18 protein-coding genes are annotated in these 15,791 nt (G+C 59.9%); all 18 read right to left on the reverse strand.

Features of this window, described 5'->3' with window-relative positions; translation table 11 throughout:
- Window positions 1-11: 11 nt before the first annotated feature.
- The 18 genes from D1641_RS08235 to D1641_RS08320 all read right to left on the reverse strand — a co-directional run bounded on the left by D1641_RS08235 (window position 12) and on the right by D1641_RS08320 (window position 15,789).
- The gene (locus tag D1641_RS08235; RefSeq protein ID WP_160664558.1) at window positions 12-767 is read right to left on the reverse strand and encodes a flagellar hook-basal body protein; all 756 of its coding nucleotides are present in this window, start codon (window positions 765-767) and stop codon (window positions 12-14) included.
- 28 nt (window positions 768-795) lie between these two features.
- On the reverse strand, window positions 796-1,617 hold the full coding sequence (locus tag D1641_RS08240; RefSeq protein ID WP_160664560.1) for a FliA/WhiG family RNA polymerase sigma factor: 822 nt from the start codon (window positions 1,615-1,617) through the stop codon (window positions 796-798).
- Window positions 1,614-3,737 carry a flagellar biosynthesis protein FlhA gene (gene flhA / locus D1641_RS08245; protein WP_160664562.1) on the reverse strand — a complete coding sequence of 708 codons (2,124 nt, stop codon included), beginning with the start codon at window positions 3,735-3,737 and terminating at the stop codon, window positions 1,614-1,616. Before flhA ends, D1641_RS08240 begins: the two co-directional genes overlap by 4 nt.
- A gap of 58 nt (window positions 3,738-3,795) precedes the next feature.
- The gene (gene flhB, locus D1641_RS08250; RefSeq protein WP_160664564.1) at window positions 3,796-4,860 is read right to left on the reverse strand and encodes a flagellar biosynthesis protein FlhB; all 1,065 of its coding nucleotides are present in this window, start codon (window positions 4,858-4,860) and stop codon (window positions 3,796-3,798) included.
- A gap of 37 nt (window positions 4,861-4,897) precedes the next feature.
- Window positions 4,898-5,665: a flagellar biosynthetic protein FliR gene (locus D1641_RS08255; RefSeq protein WP_347707403.1), complete on the reverse strand. Its 768-nt coding sequence runs from the start codon at window positions 5,663-5,665 to the stop codon at window positions 4,898-4,900.
- 14 nt (window positions 5,666-5,679) lie between these two features.
- Window positions 5,680-5,943, reverse strand: coding sequence for a flagellar biosynthetic protein FliQ (locus D1641_RS08260; protein WP_160664566.1), 264 nt, complete (start codon window positions 5,941-5,943; stop codon window positions 5,680-5,682).
- Between the two features lie 9 nt (window positions 5,944-5,952).
- Window positions 5,953-6,627 (reverse strand): flagellar type III secretion system pore protein FliP, encoded by a 675-nt coding sequence (gene fliP, locus D1641_RS08265; protein ID WP_160664568.1) that lies wholly within the window; start codon window positions 6,625-6,627, stop codon window positions 5,953-5,955.
- A gap of 28 nt (window positions 6,628-6,655) precedes the next feature.
- The gene (locus D1641_RS08270) at window positions 6,656-7,024 is read right to left on the reverse strand and encodes a flagellar biosynthetic protein FliO (protein ID WP_160664570.1); all 369 of its coding nucleotides are present in this window, start codon (window positions 7,022-7,024) and stop codon (window positions 6,656-6,658) included.
- 4 nt (window positions 7,025-7,028) lie between these two features.
- The gene (locus tag D1641_RS08275; protein WP_160664572.1) at window positions 7,029-7,394 is read right to left on the reverse strand and encodes a response regulator; all 366 of its coding nucleotides are present in this window, start codon (window positions 7,392-7,394) and stop codon (window positions 7,029-7,031) included.
- Between the two features lie 56 nt (window positions 7,395-7,450).
- On the reverse strand, window positions 7,451-8,683 hold the full coding sequence (gene fliY / locus D1641_RS08280) for a flagellar motor switch phosphatase FliY (RefSeq protein ID WP_160664574.1): 1,233 nt from the start codon (window positions 8,681-8,683) through the stop codon (window positions 7,451-7,453).
- A gap of 20 nt (window positions 8,684-8,703) precedes the next feature.
- Window positions 8,704-9,693: a FliM/FliN family flagellar motor switch protein gene (locus tag D1641_RS08285; protein WP_160664576.1), complete on the reverse strand. Its 990-nt coding sequence runs from the start codon at window positions 9,691-9,693 to the stop codon at window positions 8,704-8,706.
- Between the two features lie 60 nt (window positions 9,694-9,753).
- Window positions 9,754-10,575, reverse strand: coding sequence for a flagellar motor protein MotB (locus D1641_RS08290; RefSeq protein WP_160664578.1), 822 nt, complete (start codon window positions 10,573-10,575; stop codon window positions 9,754-9,756).
- Window positions 10,576-10,664: 89 nt separating this feature from the next.
- Entirely contained in the window at window positions 10,665-11,492 is an 828-nt protein-coding gene (locus tag D1641_RS08295) for a MotA/TolQ/ExbB proton channel family protein (protein ID WP_160664580.1), read from the reverse strand.
- A gap of 104 nt (window positions 11,493-11,596) precedes the next feature.
- Entirely contained in the window at window positions 11,597-11,812 is a 216-nt protein-coding gene (locus D1641_RS08300) for a flagellar FlbD family protein (protein ID WP_160664582.1), read from the reverse strand.
- A gap of 126 nt (window positions 11,813-11,938) precedes the next feature.
- Window positions 11,939-13,420 (reverse strand): flagellar hook-basal body complex protein, encoded by a 1,482-nt coding sequence (locus D1641_RS08305; protein ID WP_243149327.1) that lies wholly within the window; start codon window positions 13,418-13,420, stop codon window positions 11,939-11,941.
- 84 nt (window positions 13,421-13,504) lie between these two features.
- Window positions 13,505-13,888, reverse strand: a complete 384-nt coding sequence (locus tag D1641_RS08310; RefSeq protein ID WP_160664584.1) for a flagellar biosynthesis protein — start codon at window positions 13,886-13,888, stop codon at window positions 13,505-13,507.
- Between the two features lie 70 nt (window positions 13,889-13,958).
- Complete coding sequence (locus D1641_RS08315; protein ID WP_160664586.1) at window positions 13,959-14,558, reverse strand: flagellar hook capping FlgD N-terminal domain-containing protein; 600 nt, start codon at window positions 14,556-14,558, stop codon at window positions 13,959-13,961.
- 22 nt (window positions 14,559-14,580) lie between these two features.
- Window positions 14,581-15,789 carry a flagellar hook-length control protein FliK gene (locus D1641_RS08320; RefSeq protein ID WP_160664588.1) on the reverse strand — a complete coding sequence of 403 codons (1,209 nt, stop codon included), beginning with the start codon at window positions 15,787-15,789 and terminating at the stop codon, window positions 14,581-14,583.
- Between the last annotated feature and the right edge of the window lie 2 nt (window positions 15,790-15,791).

Genomic DNA, 15,791 nt, shown 5'->3' on the forward strand with positions numbered 1-15,791 from the left:
TGGAAGGGTCCTTACATCTGGCCGATATTGTTGACACCCTTCTGAATCACCTGGTCATAGATCTTGCTCATCTGGGCGGCGCTCTGGAGGGCCCGCTGGGTGGACATCATCTCCACCATCTCCTTGACCAGGTCCACGTTGGACCGCTCCACCCACTTGTTGTAAACGACGGCCTCCTCGTTAATCTGGGCGCCCTCGCCGATAAACAGGCCGTAGGGGTTGCGCTCCAGGGCCTGGTTGTCCTCAAACTGATAGACACCCAGGGTGCCCAGATAGCCGCCGTCCTTGTTGTACAGGTTGCCATGGCTGTCTGCATCCAGCTTGTCGGTGGGCAGCTGGATGGGGTTGCCCTCCTGGTCCAGCACCCGGCCCAGCTCAGACAGGCACAGATAGCCCTCGTTATCCAGGGTGAAGCTGCCCGCCCGGGTGTACGCGATGCTGTCATCCGCCATCTGAATGGAGAAGAAGCCCTCGCCTATGATGGCGAAGTCCAGGGGCAGGTTGGTCTCCTCCGGGGCCCCCTGGGTAAAGTCGGTATACAGGTGGTCGGGGGCCAGGATGTGGCTCTGATAGGTCTCCATGGTCTGGTAGGGCGACTTGATCTTGTTGCCGATGCGGGACACCATCACCTCGTCGAAGGTCCGGTCGGTGTACTGCTCCGCCTTATAGCCGGCGGTGGAGATGTTGGTCATATTGTTGGCGATGACGTCCATTCGCCGCCCCTGAGACAGCATCCCGGAGGTCAGGTTATAAAAGCCTCTCACCATAGCGCAAAACTCCTCTCGTCTTCCCCGCTCACTTGGAGCCGGTCATATACTGATTCATATAGAGCTTCAGCTTCTGGATGGCCCGGGAGTGGAGCTGAGAGATACGGGGCTCGCTAACCTCCATTACCTGGGCAATTTCCTTCATGCTGAGGTTTTTCTGGTAGTAGAGAGAGATGACCATCTGTTCATTCTCCCGCAGGGACTCAATTCCCTTGGTCAGGGTCTCCAGCAGCTCCTGGCGGAGCATAGAGTCCTCCGGGCGGCTGTCCTGACTGCCGTCAGGCAGCTCGGCTCCGCCGTTCTCCTCCCGGTCCTCAAAGATGGCGTCCAGAGACAGGACGTTGCACATGGAGGAGTTTGCCAGGTCCTCCTGATACTGGTCCTGGCTGATGCCCAGCCGCTCAGCCATCTCCCGGTCGGTAGGGTAGCGCCCCAGCTCGGAAAACAGCTCGCCGCTGACCCGGTCAATGTCCCGGGCTCTGCGCCGGACACTGCGGGGCACCCAGTCCTGCCGCCGGGCCAGGTCGATGACCGCCCCCCGGATGCGCTTGGAGACATAGGTCTCGAACTTGATGCCCTTGGCCGGTTCGAACTTATCCACCGCGCTGGCTAGGGTGAGCAGGCCCTCGTTGACGATATCGTCCACCTGGGCGAAGCTGGAGTAGACTCCCCGCACCTGAAGGGCGATGGTCTTGACCAGCCCCACATACCGCATGACCAGGGGCCACTTCAGCTCCTCATTCCCGGTGCGCTTATAGGTCTGGAACAGCTCCTCAGTGGTCAGCTCATCCAGCTCCTTCTGGCTCCAGGTCAGCTTCTCCTGCCCGGCGGAAGCTGTTCCCCTGCTCATACCGCCGCCGCCCTTCTCTCAGGCCGGGCCGGGGCCGCATTCAGGGCGATGTTGCCCAGGGACTGAATCTGCACGTCGCTGGTGATCTCATTGAAGGACAGCACATAGACGCTGGGGTAGAACTGGGCCAGCATCCGGCTGAGGTAGACCCGAATGACCTGACTTGTGAGGACAATGGGGGTCTGTGACAGGTCGTTGAACTTTTTCAGATACTCGGCCAGCTGGTTGACAATGTTCTGCATCAGCTCCGGGCCCATAGCCAGGTAGATGCCCTGCTCGTTCTTGCTCAGGGAGCTGATGACCCGCTTCTCCACCTCGGCGTCCAGGGTGACCACCCGGAGCTGGCCGTGCTCGCAGAAGCGGCGGGTGATGGTGCGGCTGAGGGCTACGCGTATGTTCTCGCACACCATGTCCAAGTCCTTGGTGGTCATCAAAGCATCCACCGCCGTCTCCAGAATGGTGCCCAGGTCCCGGATGGGGACGCCCTCCTTCAGCAGATTCTTCAGGATACGCTCCAGATTGGCGTAGGACAGCACGGCCGGGATGGCCTCCTCCACCAGCTCGGGGGCGGATTTTTTCAGGTTCTCCACCAGCTGGATGACCTCCGCCCGGCCCAGCAGCTCGTAGGCGTGGCGGCGGACCACCTCGCTCAGGTGGGTCTGCATCACCGACAGGGGGTCGATGACCGTGTAGCCGTAAATCTCGGCCATCTCCTTGTTCTCCGGCAGAATCCATCGGGAGGGGATGCCGTAGGCGGGCTCGATGGTCTCGATGCCGTCGATCTCGCCGGCCGGGTTGGAGGGCTCCAGGGCCAGGTAGTAGTCCACCAGAATCTCGCCCCGGGCCACCTCCTCCCCCTTGATCTTCACCACATACTGGTTGGCACCCAGTGCGGAGGAGTCGTGGAGGCGGATGGAGGGGATGACAAAGCCCATGTCCTGGGCGTACTGCCGGCGGAAGATGACGATCCGGCTGATGAGCTTGCCGCCGCTGCTCTCGTCCACCAGGGGAATCAGGCTGTATCCGAACTCCATTTCGATGGGGTCTACGGACAGCAGGCCGTACACATTGTTGATATCCTTATAGTAGTCAGTTTCGCTGGGTGCCTCCGCCATAGCGGCCGCGGCCTCCGCGGTCTCCTGGCTCTGAATCTGCTCAACAGCCTCCTGCCGCTCCAGCCGGCCGCTCATGAGCCAGCCCAGCGCCGTCAGGGCTACGCCCACCAGCATCAAGGGGAGCGTGGGGGTTCCGGGGATGGCCCCCAAAAGCACCAGCACCAGTCCGGCCGTGAGGATTGCCCGGGGCTGCCGGGCAAACTGCTTGACCACGTCGGTGTTCAGGCTGCCGTCGGACACCGACCGGGTGACGATCATGCCGGTGGCGGTGGAGATCATCAGGGCAGGCAGCTGAGAGACCAGGCCGTCGCCGATGGTGGCGATGGAGTAGGTCTGGGCCACGGTGCCCAAATCGCCCACGCCGTTGATGCTGCCCAGAATGATGCCGCCGATGAGGTTGACGGCGGTGATAATCAGGGACATAATGGCGTCGCCCTTGACAATCTTGGTGGCGCCGTCCATAGCTCCGTAGAAGTCGGCCTCCTTCTGAATTTTATACCGCCGCTCCCGGGCCTGCTGCTCGTTGATCAGGCCGGAGGACAGGTCGGCATCGATGGCCATCTGCTTGCCGGGCATAGCGTCCAGGGTGAACCGGGCGGCCACCTCGGCCACGCGCTCGGCGCCCTTGGTGATGACGATAAACTGCACCAGCACGATAATCAGGAAGATGATGACGCCCAGCACGATGTTGCCCTGGGTAATCATCTGGCCGAAGGTCCGGATCACCGCCGTTCCGATTTCAGTGCTGCCGTCATAGCTCAGGATGGACCGGGTGGTGGACACGTTCAGTCCCAGCCGGAACAGGGTGGTAATCAGCAGCAGGGAGGGGAAGATGGAAAACTCCAGCGCCTCAGAGATGGTCATGGTAATCATCAGGATCACAATGGAGATGGAGATATTCGCGATAATCAGAATGTCCAGCAGAGCCGGATGCAGGGGGACAATCAGGAACAGGACGATGACCACCACAAGAAGGGCTATGCTGTTTTGAAAAAGTCGCCGCATGGTGTCATCCTTTCCTTAAATGTTATCAAAACGCCCAAAAGGGGCCTTATACTCGAATTTAATTTACTTCCCGGTCCAGCTTCAGGACATAGACCAGAATCTCAGCCACCGGGCCGTAGAGGTCGGGCGGGATCTCCCGATCCAGCTCGGTGCTGTCATAGAGGGCGTGGGCCAGGGGGACATTCTCCACAGTGGAGATTCCGTGCTCCTCCGCCACCTTGACGATGCGCAGGGCCAGCTCATCCATGCCCTTGGCCACCACCACCGGGGCGCTGTCCTTGTCAGGCTTATACCGCAAGGCCACGGCAAAGTGGGTAGGGTTACGGATGACCACGTCGGCCTCAGGCACCTGCTGCATCATCCGCTGCTGCGCCCGCTGGCGCTGGATTTGCTTGATCTTGCCCTTGACCTGGGGATCGCCCTCGGTCTGCTTATACTCCTCTTTGATCTCCTGTTTGGACATTTTCAGCTGGCGCTCATAGTCCCACCACTGATACAGGTAATCAAAGAAGGCCAGAGCCGCGAAAGCAATGGAAATCTGCACCACCAGGCCGATGCTCTCTTTAAACAGGATGCTGCAGGACTGCCACAGCTCCATATCCAGGAACCGGGAGAAGCCCTGGGCCTCTTTTTTGAAGTAGTTGAAAATCAGAACAAGCAGAATCGTAATCTTCAGGATACTCTTGAATGCCTCGATTACGCTGCGCAGGGAAAACAGCCGCTTGAGGCCCTGGAGGGGGTTGAGACGGCTGAATTTTGGCTTGATAGAGTCGCCAGCCACCAGCATTTTTGTCTGAAAAAAGGTTGCGCCAATGGCCAGCACACAGGTAACCGCCAGAAAGGGGCCCGCCATCACTGCGAAGGTCACAGCGACGGTTTTAAACAGCTCGTTCAGCACACCGGGAAACGTACTCAAGGAGCCCGGTCCCATATAGCTGAAGCAGAGGCTCAGCAGGAGCTGAAGCCGCTCCAGCAGAACGCCACCCATCATCTGAACCATAAACAGGCTCCCCACCAGGGTGACCACAGCGACGGCGTCCTTGCTCATCATGACGTTGCCTTTTTTTCGTTCGTCACGCCGCTTTTTTGGTGTTGCCTTTTCGGTCTTGGATTCGCCGGCCATGGATTCATCCCCCCTTTGTCAGCCGTCCTGCCGCCGCTCAGCCCGACATCAAGGGCAGGATACGCTGGAGCGCGGTCAGCATCTGAATTTCCGCGTCCAGCAGAAACTCACTGAACGGGGTAATGAGCAGGAAGATAAGCACCAGTCCGATGATGACCTTCAGCTCGATGTTGATGACAAACACGTTGATCTGGGGGATGACCTTCATCAGGATGCCCATGCCCACCTGACCCATCAGCTCCGCCGCCAAAATCGGCATACACAGCTTGATGCCCAGGACGGTGCAGCTGAGAAACAGCTCAATCACCGCAGCGTAGAGGTTTTCTCCCAAGGCCACCGCCCCAAATGGGACAATCTGTCCTGACACCGCAAAAATGCGGATCAAGGTCTGGTGGCCGTTGGCCGCGAAGAACAGCAGCGACATCAGCGTATTGAGCAGAGTGGAGGTGGCCGTCACCTGGATGCCCGAGGCCGGGTCATAGGTGGAGGCCATGGCCAGGCCCATCTGCATATCGATGACGGAGCCCGCCAGCAGGGGGATATAGAAGAAGATATTGACCACCAGGCCCAGAATATAACCCAGGAACAGCTCCAGCAGAAACACCAGAGCCAGTCCCAGCAGGCTGTCCGGCAGCTGCCGGGGGGCGGGCGCTATCGCGAAAACACAAAAGGACAGCATCATAATAAAGCCGGCCTTAACGATTCCCGGAATGCCTCTCCGGCCCAGCAGGGGGTTGAACAGGACGCAGCCGCTCATCCGGGCTGTGATGAGCAGAAACAGGGTAAGCGAGGTCCAAAGGTCCACAGCGCGGTCCTCCTCTATCGGGCGGCCATCAGCTCAAAGAGCCCTCTGGCGTAGTCCAGGAGGTTCTGCATCATCCAGCCTCCCCCTACAAGAAGTACCAGAATGACCACCATGAGCTTGAGGATAAAGCCCAGGCTCTGCTCGTGAATCTGGGTGACGGCCTGGAAGATGGCGATCAGGATGCCCACCATCATACTGAGCAGCAGCGTGGGCCCGCCCAGCTTGATGGCAACCCAGACGCCCTCCCGCAGCTTCTCAACGACTAAATTTGTATCCATGTTCCCTCCTTATCCCAGTCCAAAGCCCCGCGCGAGGGTGGAGAACAGCAGCTGCCACCCGTCCAGCAGGATAAACAGCAGCAGCTTGAAGGGGGTGGAGATCATGGAGGGTGGGAGCATAACCATACCCATGGACATCAGGGTGGAGGCCACCACCATGTCAATCAGGATAAAGGGGATATAGAGCAGGAAGCCGATGATAAAGGCCTGCTTCAGCTCTGAGGTGATAAAGGCGGGAATAATCACTGTGAGGGGCAGGTCCTGAGACTCCTCCTCCGTCTCCGGCACGGGGATGCCCGACATGTTGCAGTAAAGCTCCATGCTCTCCACCGAGGCCCAGTGGCTCATGAACCGCTTGAGGGGGACCTGGGCCCGTTGGAAGAATTCCACCTGGGTGATCTCCTCCTCCTGATAGGGCTGAAAGGCCTCCTCGTTAATCTGGTTCAGGGTTGGGGTCATGGTGAAGAGGGTCAGAATCAGCGCCATGCCGACGAGCACCATGTTGGGCGGGGTCTGCTGGGTACCCATCGCGCCTCTCAGGAAGGAGAACACCACGATATACCGGGTAAAGGAGGTCATCATGATGATCAGCGAGGGCAGAAGCATCATGATGGTGGTGAAGAATAAAATCTCCAGCGCCTGTACGCTCTCTCCGTTTACATTGATCAGCGCATCAGTTGGCATTGTTCCTCACCTCGGTTCTCCTCAGCGCTCATTTTTTCTCTCTCAGCCGCTGCATCAGAGCGAGGAAATCGGGCTTTTTCCCCACCTCCGCCCCCCGGGGCGAAGCGGGAGAGCTCCAGCTCTCTCCCTCCTCCTGTGTCAGCTCGGCCAGCAGGGTCACTCCTGCGGGGGTGCTGCCCAGCAGCAGATACCGCTGTCCGGCCCGGACCACCAGCAGGCTCTGGTCCTTTCCCAGGCCCGCCCGGTCCAGCACCTCCAGACGGCGTCCTCCGCCAAAGCCAGCGATGAGGCCTCCGTTCAGGCTTTTGCCCGCCCACTTGGTAAAAAGGTAGGCTCCAACCAGCACCAGGAGGATAATCGCCAGCAGGCCAATGACCGAGAGAATCGGGTCATTCATGGAATCAGGGCTCGCCCACGATGGAGGTGACCGTCTTCAGCACGCGCTCGGGCTTGAAGGGCTTGACAATGAAGTCCTTGGCGCCGGAACGGATGGCGTCGATGACCATGGTCTCCTGACCCATGGCGGAGCACATGACCACATTGGCGTTGGCGTCGGCGGCGCGGATGGCCTTCAGGGCCTCCAGGCCGTCCATGTTGGGCATGGTGATGTCCATCAGCACCAGATCGGGCTTCAGCTCATTGTACTTCTCTACCGCCTGTGCTCCGTCCTCGGCCTCAAAAATATCGGTGTAGCCAGCCTTGCTCAGAGTGTCCTTGATAACCTTCCGCATAAAAGCAGCGTCGTCAACCGTAAGAATCTTAGCCATAGTTAACCTTCCTTTTTTCAAAATTACAATTTTGTTTTCTATATTCAAATAGGGGGTCAGCCCTGGACCAACTCATTGATGTCGGGTTTTTGCAGAATCTCGGTGATTCGGATGCCAAAGTTATCGTCGATGACCACCACGTCGCCCTTGGCCACGCACTGGCCGTTGACCAGCAGGTCCACCTGATCGCCGGCCAGCTTATCCAGCACCACCAGGGAGCCCTTGGAGAAGGACAAAATTTCCTGAATCTTCCGCCGGGTCCGGCCAATCTCCACCGCCACCTCCAGCGGGACGGAGAGGATCAGGTCCAGGTTATCCTTCTGCTCCTGGCTGAGTCTGGCGTCGGCGCTGAGCTCCCGCATCTTGGGCTGGGCCGCGTTGATAACCTTGGGCTCAGGCGGCGCGGGCTGCTGGGGCGGGTACATGGGGTAGGGGGGATAGGGGTAGGGATACTGTCCCGGCGCGGGCATCTGGCCGTAGGGGGGGTAGCCGGGATAGGGGGGCATCTCTCCCGGGGCTGGCGCTCCGGGGACTGGGGCGGGCTGTCCCACAGGAGCTGCGGGCGCTGCGGGTGCCGCTGGCGGAGTGCCGCCCGCCATCATCGCCTCGATCTCCTCCTGGCTCATGGTGGCGCCGCCGCCGGCAGGAGCCGGGGCGGGCGCGGCGGGCTCCGGAGCGGGCTCCTCCTCATCCATGTTGAAGCCGATGCCGGCAATCAGCTCCTTGCCCAGCTCCACCGACATAACGTTCATGAACTCGCTGTCCAGAACGCCCTCGATAGTCAGATTGAACCGGACTACGATCACGGGGCCCTTGGTGACGGGGAAGTGCTCCTCCTTCACCTTGTCCAAATCGTTCAGCTCAAAGGACTCGGGGGTGGAGATGTTCACCATCCGGCCCAGAAAGTCAGACAGGGCGGTGGCGGAGGAGCCCATCATCTGGTTCATGACCTCGCACACCGCGCTGATGGACAGGTCGTTAAGCTCAAACTCCTCGTCCGGTGTCTCGGTCATCAGCAGGATATCCACAATGGCCTTGACGTCGCTGCGCTTGAGCAGCATGATGTTGCTGCCCTCCAGGCCGCAGACGTACTTAATCTCTACGCCCACCGCCGGTTCGATCTTGCCTAGGGTAAAGTCCTCCGCGTTGACAACGCTCACTCTGGGGGTTGTGATGTCCACCCGGTGATCCAGCATGTTAGACGCCGCGGTGGCCGAGGAGCCCAAGCTGATGTTCATGATCTCCCCGATGGCATCTATTTCCATCGGGCTAAAAATAATATCTTCCATCCAGATTCGCTCCTTTTAGCCTACTGTTTAATATAGGTCTCGCCTATTTTCACGGCCACCTGCTTATTGCTGGTGCCCATCCGTCCGTCAAACCACCGGCGGCCTCCGATATTCAAAAAGACCGGGGCGTCCTTGGGACGCTTGATATCCACCACATCGCCCACATTCAGGTGATACAGGTCGCTGAGCAGGATTCTGGTCCTGGCCAGCTCCGCCACAATCTCCAGCTCAGACTCGCGCAGGGTGTCGAAAATCTCCTCCGACTTGTCCTCTCCGGTGCTGCGGCGGCTGGTGCTCTTGCTGATCTCGGTAAAGATGTTGGTCAGCATCTCGCCGGGCAGACACAGGCTCATGCGCCCTGTGCAGTTGGGGAACTTGATGTTCAGCCCCACAATCACCACCGTCTCGTCATAGCCGATGAGCTGAACCAGGGTGGGGTTCACCTCGGTGCGGGTATAGGAAAAGTGGATGGTGATGTAGTTCTCCCAGCTGCTGCCCAGGATGGGGATCAGGTCCGCGATCAGGCCCTCGTACATGTTCAGCTCCAGGTCGGTGAGGTTGTAATCGCTGGACAGACTGGCGTCCGGGTCGCCCTCGCCGCCCATCATCCGGTCCAGCATGGACAGCACCACAGGGGTGTCCATGTGGATCAGGATGGGGTCCTCCCCCTGGAGCTTCTCCAGGTCGATCTTGGCCAGGGCCACCACGTCGCTCTCCGTCAAAGCGTTGGAAAACTCGTAGTAGCGCTGCTCCTCCACGCTGTCCACATCAATCTCGCAGGTGGCGTGAAGCAGGGCGTTGATCCGGGAGTTGATGACCCTGGCATAGCCCTCAAAGATGCTGTTGAGCATCTTCAGCCGGTCCTTGGTGAACTTGCGCGGGCTGTAAAAGTCATATTTACGATATTTTTTCTCAGTAGACTCCTCTTTAGGGCTGTCCATGTCCAGCTCACCGCTGCGGGCAGCATTCAAAAGGGCGTCTATCTGACTTTGTGATAAGACTTCAGCCATATCGTTCCCCCATTTTGTCTCCAGGTCTTTCCGCCCCCGCCGGGGCGGAGGGTTCACGCATCAGCCGGTCACCTGCAGCGTGCCGGTCACCTGCAGCGTACCCGAGCTTTTAAGCATTGTGTCGTATTTCTTATAGTTGTCCTGCAGCGGGCCCTCCAGTCCCCGGCCGGTGATGATCATCTCCACCCGGCGGTTCTTGGCCTTGCCCTCCGGGGTATCGTTGGGGGCCGCGTTACGCCACTGGCCGTGGCCCTCGGCCACCATCCGCCCGGGAGCCAGATGCTCCGCAGGGATTTGGTTCTGGATGTAGGCCACCACGGTGGACGCCCGGTTGCCGGACAGCAGCCGGTCAGCCAGGGTGGGGTTGGGCGTGTTGCCCGCCTGGGCGGTGTGGCCGATCACCCTCAGCTCGTCGATGGACGGGCTCACCTCATCCAGCTTCGGAATAATGGTATCCAGGATGTCCTTCCCGCCTTGGCGCAGAGCGTAGCTGTCTCCATCGAAGAACACCGCGTCGGCGAAGGAGATAAACACATAGCCGTCGCCCTGGCTGACGCTGATGGTACCGTCGCCCTGGGCGGACTCAAGGTCCTTCAAAAACTCATAGAGCTCGTTGATCTCCTCCTCCACCTCGCTCAGGGCGGGCATGCCGTCGCCGCCGGAGGTGTCCTCCGAGCCTTTTGGGCCGCTGGGCTGTTCCTCCGCCACCATGGCGTCCCGGTTGAAGCTGCGGACCACGATCAGCCACTTCTCCGCGTCCACGGTGGAGATGGAGTACAGCAGAACAAAGAAGCACAGCAGCAGAGTGACCATGTCTCCGTAGGTGTCCATCCAGTTGGCGCCGCCGCCTCCGCCGGAGGATTTCTTTTTAATGCTTGCCATAGGTCAGTTCACCTCTCTCGGGCGGGCCGGCCAGGGGCCGGCCTCTACTGTAGGGGGCCGCCGCCTCCGGCGGCCCTGTCTATGGGGATTTACTCGTCGCCCTTTTTGCCCTTCTTGCCGCCGCCGTCGTCAGAGCGCTGCTTCTGGCTCAGGAAGGTGAGCAGCTTCTCGCGCAAAAACTTGGGGTTGGCGCCGGCCTGGATGGACATAATGCCCTCCACGATGATGAGCTTGCACAGGGTCTCCTCCTCGTCCCGCTGGCGCAGCTGGGTGGCGATGGGGCCGAAGATCATGTGGGCCAGCACGCAGCCGTACAGGGTGGTAATCAGGGCGGTGCCCATGGCGGTGCCGATGCTGCTGGCGCCGTCGCCGGAGACGTCCATGCCCTTCAGCATGTTAATCAGACCGACCAGCGTGCCCACCATGCCGAAGGCGGGGGCCACGGAGGAGGCTCTGTCATACATCCCCGCAGCGTCCTCGTGCCGGGCGGAGGACTGCTCGATGTCGTTCATCATAATTTCCCGGGCCTGGTCGGCGTCGTTGTTGTCCACCACCAGCATGATGCACTGCTTGAAGAAGGGGTCGCTCTCCTGGTTGCCCATCTCCTCCAGCGCCAGCAGGCCGTTTTTCCGGGCCACCTGGGCCAGCTCCACCAGCCGCTCGATGATGGCCATGGGGTCATACTTCTTGGTATTCATCAGCACCGCCAGATGCTTGGGGATGGCTGCCAGGGTAGGGATGGGGAAGCTGGCAATCAGCACGGCGAAGGTACAGCCGATGGTGATAAACACCGAAGCGCCGTCCACAAAGTTCATGATCTGGCCGGGGGTCAGGAAGCCTCCGTCTCCCCCCTGCATCATGCCGATGACCATGACGCCAAAAGCCGCGATTACACCGATAATATAGGTAATATTCATGTAATATCCACCTCTTTATGTTTCTCTCAGGGAACATTTGAAAAGCGCAGCCTCCGGCGCAGCGTCTGCGGCGCCTGTCAAACATCCCCTGTGACCGGCGCCTCTCAGCGCCGGTCCACAATGGTCAGGGCGCGGTGTACGTCCTGCACCTTGGCGTTATACTCCGAAATCTTCCGGATGATCTGGTCTGGGCTCTCCCGCACGATGAAGTAGTCTCGGTTCATCATGACAATTTTGGACTCCGGGATCATCTCGATGCTCTCAATCTGCTGGTGGTTAAGCAGGAACCGCTCACCGTTTCGTTTTGTCAGTTGGATCATGATAAACCGTCCTTTCCTCTCTCCGTCCGCCCACAGGGCGGGTTTCTTCCCCTCTGCCCCCTCCTCAGCCTCCCTCTCTGAGGGAGGCTGCATCGCCGCAGGCGGTGACGGAGGGAGTAATTGCGCTTACCGCTTCATGTTCACCAGTTCCTCCAGCATGGAGTCGGTGACCGTGACAATTCTGGTGTTGGCCTGATAGCCGCGCTGGGTGGTAATCATCTCCGCGAACTCATAGGCCAGGTCGGTGCTGGAGGCCTCCAGGCCCTGGCTCTCCAGATGGCTCTCCTTCTCCACGGGAATCCGGTCGATGGCGGCGGCGGTATTGCCCTCACCCGCTTTCGGATCATCGGGGGCCAGCTTGTTGCCCAGATAGTCGCTGGGCAGCTCCAGACCCAGGGTGGAGACGGTCATATTGCCCGCGCCGGGCATACATTTGTAGTACGGGCCGCCCGTGTGGGTCACGCCGTTGGGGTTGTCGGCGCTGGCGACGGCGATATAGCCCAGAACCACCGTCTTGCCGTTGGCGGTGCCGGTGATGGAGCCGTCTGTGCCGATGGCCACCTCCCGCATCTGGCAGGGCATCACGTTGGACACCGCGTCGGAGGCGGTATTCGCCGCAACCGCGATCCGGCTGCCTTTCTGAGCTATTATTTTTCCGTCCGCGTCCATCGTAGCTCTGGATGTGGTGGCCAGCTCCGGGTCTGCGTACTGGTTTAAGCCGGCCACCTCGGCGCTCAAAAACGGATAAACGGGGTCGCCCTCTTCCCAGAGATACCTTACTTCCGCCTTAGCTTTGTCGTCTGCGGGAGCATCAGGGGGAAGTATAGTCTCGTTTCCATTAGCATCTGTTTGAACATATATCTTGCCACCATTTGCCTCAGTAGGCGCAGCGGCCTTGAGGGGAACCCGCAGGGGAATCAGGTGGGTGCTGATGATGGTCTCGCTCTCAATATCAATACCCTGATCCTTTGCCTTCTGAATCTGCGCCTTTGTGGCCCCCTGGATATAGTAGGGGTTCTGCACCCGGCCGAAGCCGTAGACAATCTTGCCGTCTCCGTTACAGACATAGCCGTCCGGATCAATCCAGAAGTCGCCCACCCGGCTGAGCTCATAGTCCTTCAGCTGCTCGCCGCTGGTCACGCCGCCTGTCCAGCTAACGCTCTTAAGTGAGCCAATCTCTGGCTTCACAGGCTTTCCATCTTTTCCGTCATCTGCCGACCAGCCGCCATCAGGCTCGTCAGCATCAATCTCATCCTCTGTCATATAATACGTCTCCACTCTGGTCAGCTTGTCGCCCAGCATGAAGAAGCCGTCGCCGGCGATATAGCAGTCCAGGTCCTTGCCGGTGGGGGAGTAGGTGGAGGGGGCCATGTTCAGGTCGATGGTGCCCACCTGGCAGCCGTAGCCGACCTGGGAGGGGTTGTTACCGCCGCTGACCACGCCGCCGTTGGAGCCGGAGCGGTTGGTGCCATAGATGGACTCCTTGAAGGTCATGCGCTGGGCCTTATAGCCGTAGGTGTTGACGTTGGCTATATTGTTGCCGATCACGTTCAGCTTGCTCATATGGGAACGCAGGCCGCCGATGGCGGCATACATTGCTCCTGTCATTGAATCAAATCCTTTCTGTGGGCGCTGCCGGTCCCCTGTCATTCGGGCAGGGGACCAAAGCATCCGTAAAGGTCCTGCTTTCTGTTATTTCAGCAGTACAGCGCCGTCAATATTGGTGAAGATGTTCTCTTCCATTTCCTCCTGAGACATGGTGGTAATCACCCGTCCGTGGGGGACGTTGATGATGAAAGCCCGGGTCGCGTCGAAGGCCAGGATATTGGTGGCTCCCTTGGCCTGAGCCCGCTCTACCGAGTCGGCCAGCTGGCCCATCAGGGCGTCATCCACCTGAATCCCCCGCTCCGCCGCCCGGCTCTGGGCGTGCTTGGAGAAGGAGATGGCTGGCTCCGCGGACCTGATCTCCTGATTCAGCAGAGCGCCAAACTGCCCGGACGCCGGCCTGATCCGGCTGACCTGCTGGACGCGTTCCACCGGGGATACTCCCTGAACGGATTGAATGCGTTCTGCCATGGTGCTTCCCTCTTTCCTTGCGGACCTCCTGCCCGCTTATTCCGGCCGGATTCCCTTCCGGCCCTCCGGTTCAGACACCCTCTGTGCCGTTTTCGGTGTCTTCCTCCGTGTTTCCGGTGTCCTCTCCACCGTCCTCACCGTCCTCCACAGGCGGTGTCTCAGGCTTGGGCAGGGTGCCAACGGCCATGATCTGGCTGAGGTAGTAGGCCTTGCCCTTGATATAGATGACCTGCTGTCCGTCGTAGGTGCCCGCGGCCTCTACTTCGCCCACAATCTCCTCCAGCTTTCCGGTGTCCTCGTTGTAGACACCCACGGTGACGGTCTTGCCCACCAGGGAGGAGGAATAGCTGAGGATGTTGGCCGTGGTCAGGTCCTTCATCTGGGACACCATATCGTTCATCGCCTGCATGGAGGTCATCTGGACGAGCTGATTCATCATGTCGCTGGTGTCCGCCTGGTTGTCGATGGTCTGGTTCTGGAACTGGGCGATCATCAGGCCGAGCATGTCGGTGAAGTCCAGAGTGGTCTTGTCCTTGTACTTTTTGTCGTACTCCTTCTGAGCCTCCGTGCGGTTGATGGTGGGGTCGAACTCTGTGCCCGTCTTGCCGGCTGCCGCCTGCTGATAGCGGTTCATGATGTCCATTCCGGTGCTGATTGCGGAATCTGCCATATGATTTCACCTCTGATTCATTTTAGTCTTGGTCAGAGCCAAACAGTCCCAAACGCAGGCGCTGGACAAAGTCCTGGCTGTCGCTGTGCTGCTCCTGGCGCTGCTGCTGCCGCTGCTGACGGTTGTGCCCGTCGGGGTTGGTCTGCTCCTGCTGGGCCTGCTGGCTGTCCTCATTGCGCTGGACCTCCACCCGGACCTCGCTGTTCTGACTGTAGCCCTGGAGGGCTGCGTTCAGGCCGTCGGCGTGCTGGCTGAGCAGGCTGGCTGCCTTGGCGTTAGCCGCATGGAGCACCACCTGTAAGGTGCCGTCGCTGGCCTGAGTCAGCTTGATGGTCAGGCTGCCCAGATTTTCGGGGCTGAGCTTGATCTCGATCTGCCGCAGGTCCTGCTGGGCCGCGTAGCGGATGGCGTCGGCCAGCCGGTCGTCCATGTCGGGCCGCTGGGTGTCCAACTGGAAGTTCTCGCCCACCTTCACGGGGGCTGCCTTCACGTCCTTGAACAGGGGCTCCCTGGCAGTCATGACCTGGGCGTCCACGTCCGCATCGGCTTCTTCCTCCTGGTCGCCGGCCTGCTCCGTCACAGCGGCGCTGACCACGATCTCGATCTCGGGCTGCGTCTCCGTGTTCTGGAGCTTCACCTCCAGGCTTTGCAGGATGTCTCCGACGGATCTGGGATCACCGGCCTTCGCCAGAAGCTGCTCCAAAGCGCTGGTCAGCTCCTCAGAGGGCTCGACTACCCACTCGCCTTCCACCAAGAGGGCGGACAGGTCCCGGCTCGCGCCTGTGAGCTTGTCACTCAGCAGGGCTCCGGCCACCGCAGGATTCTCCGCGCCGTTCTCTCCCATGGAGACAGCCATCCACACCGTTCCATCCGGCTGGACTGGTGAGAGCACCGCGTAGCCCGCGGCCACCATGGCGGCCTCCTGGGCGGTAAGATTTATCTTCTTTGTGATGGTGCCGTCCTGATTTTTGGTCTCTGTGACCTTTCTGGGCTGCTCCGTCTGCTGGACCGCCTCCGTCTTTTCAGGCTTCTCGGTCTGCTGAGCGCCCTCCTCCTTCTTCACCGCTTCCGGCTTCTGGTCCTTGGTCGCCTTGTCCATCAGGTCCTTGAAGCTCTCCCCCTTCTCGGTCTTGGGGGTCTCGGTGTTCTGGCCTGTCTGAGGCAGCGTCGTCGCCATATTGGCGGCCATCTGCTGCATCTGCTCCAGCATCCATTTGTCATTCACATTCATTT

It is taken from the genome of Colidextribacter sp. OB.20, from assembly GCF_009911595.1.
Classification (GTDB): domain Bacteria; phylum Bacillota; class Clostridia; order Oscillospirales; family Oscillospiraceae; genus Lawsonibacter.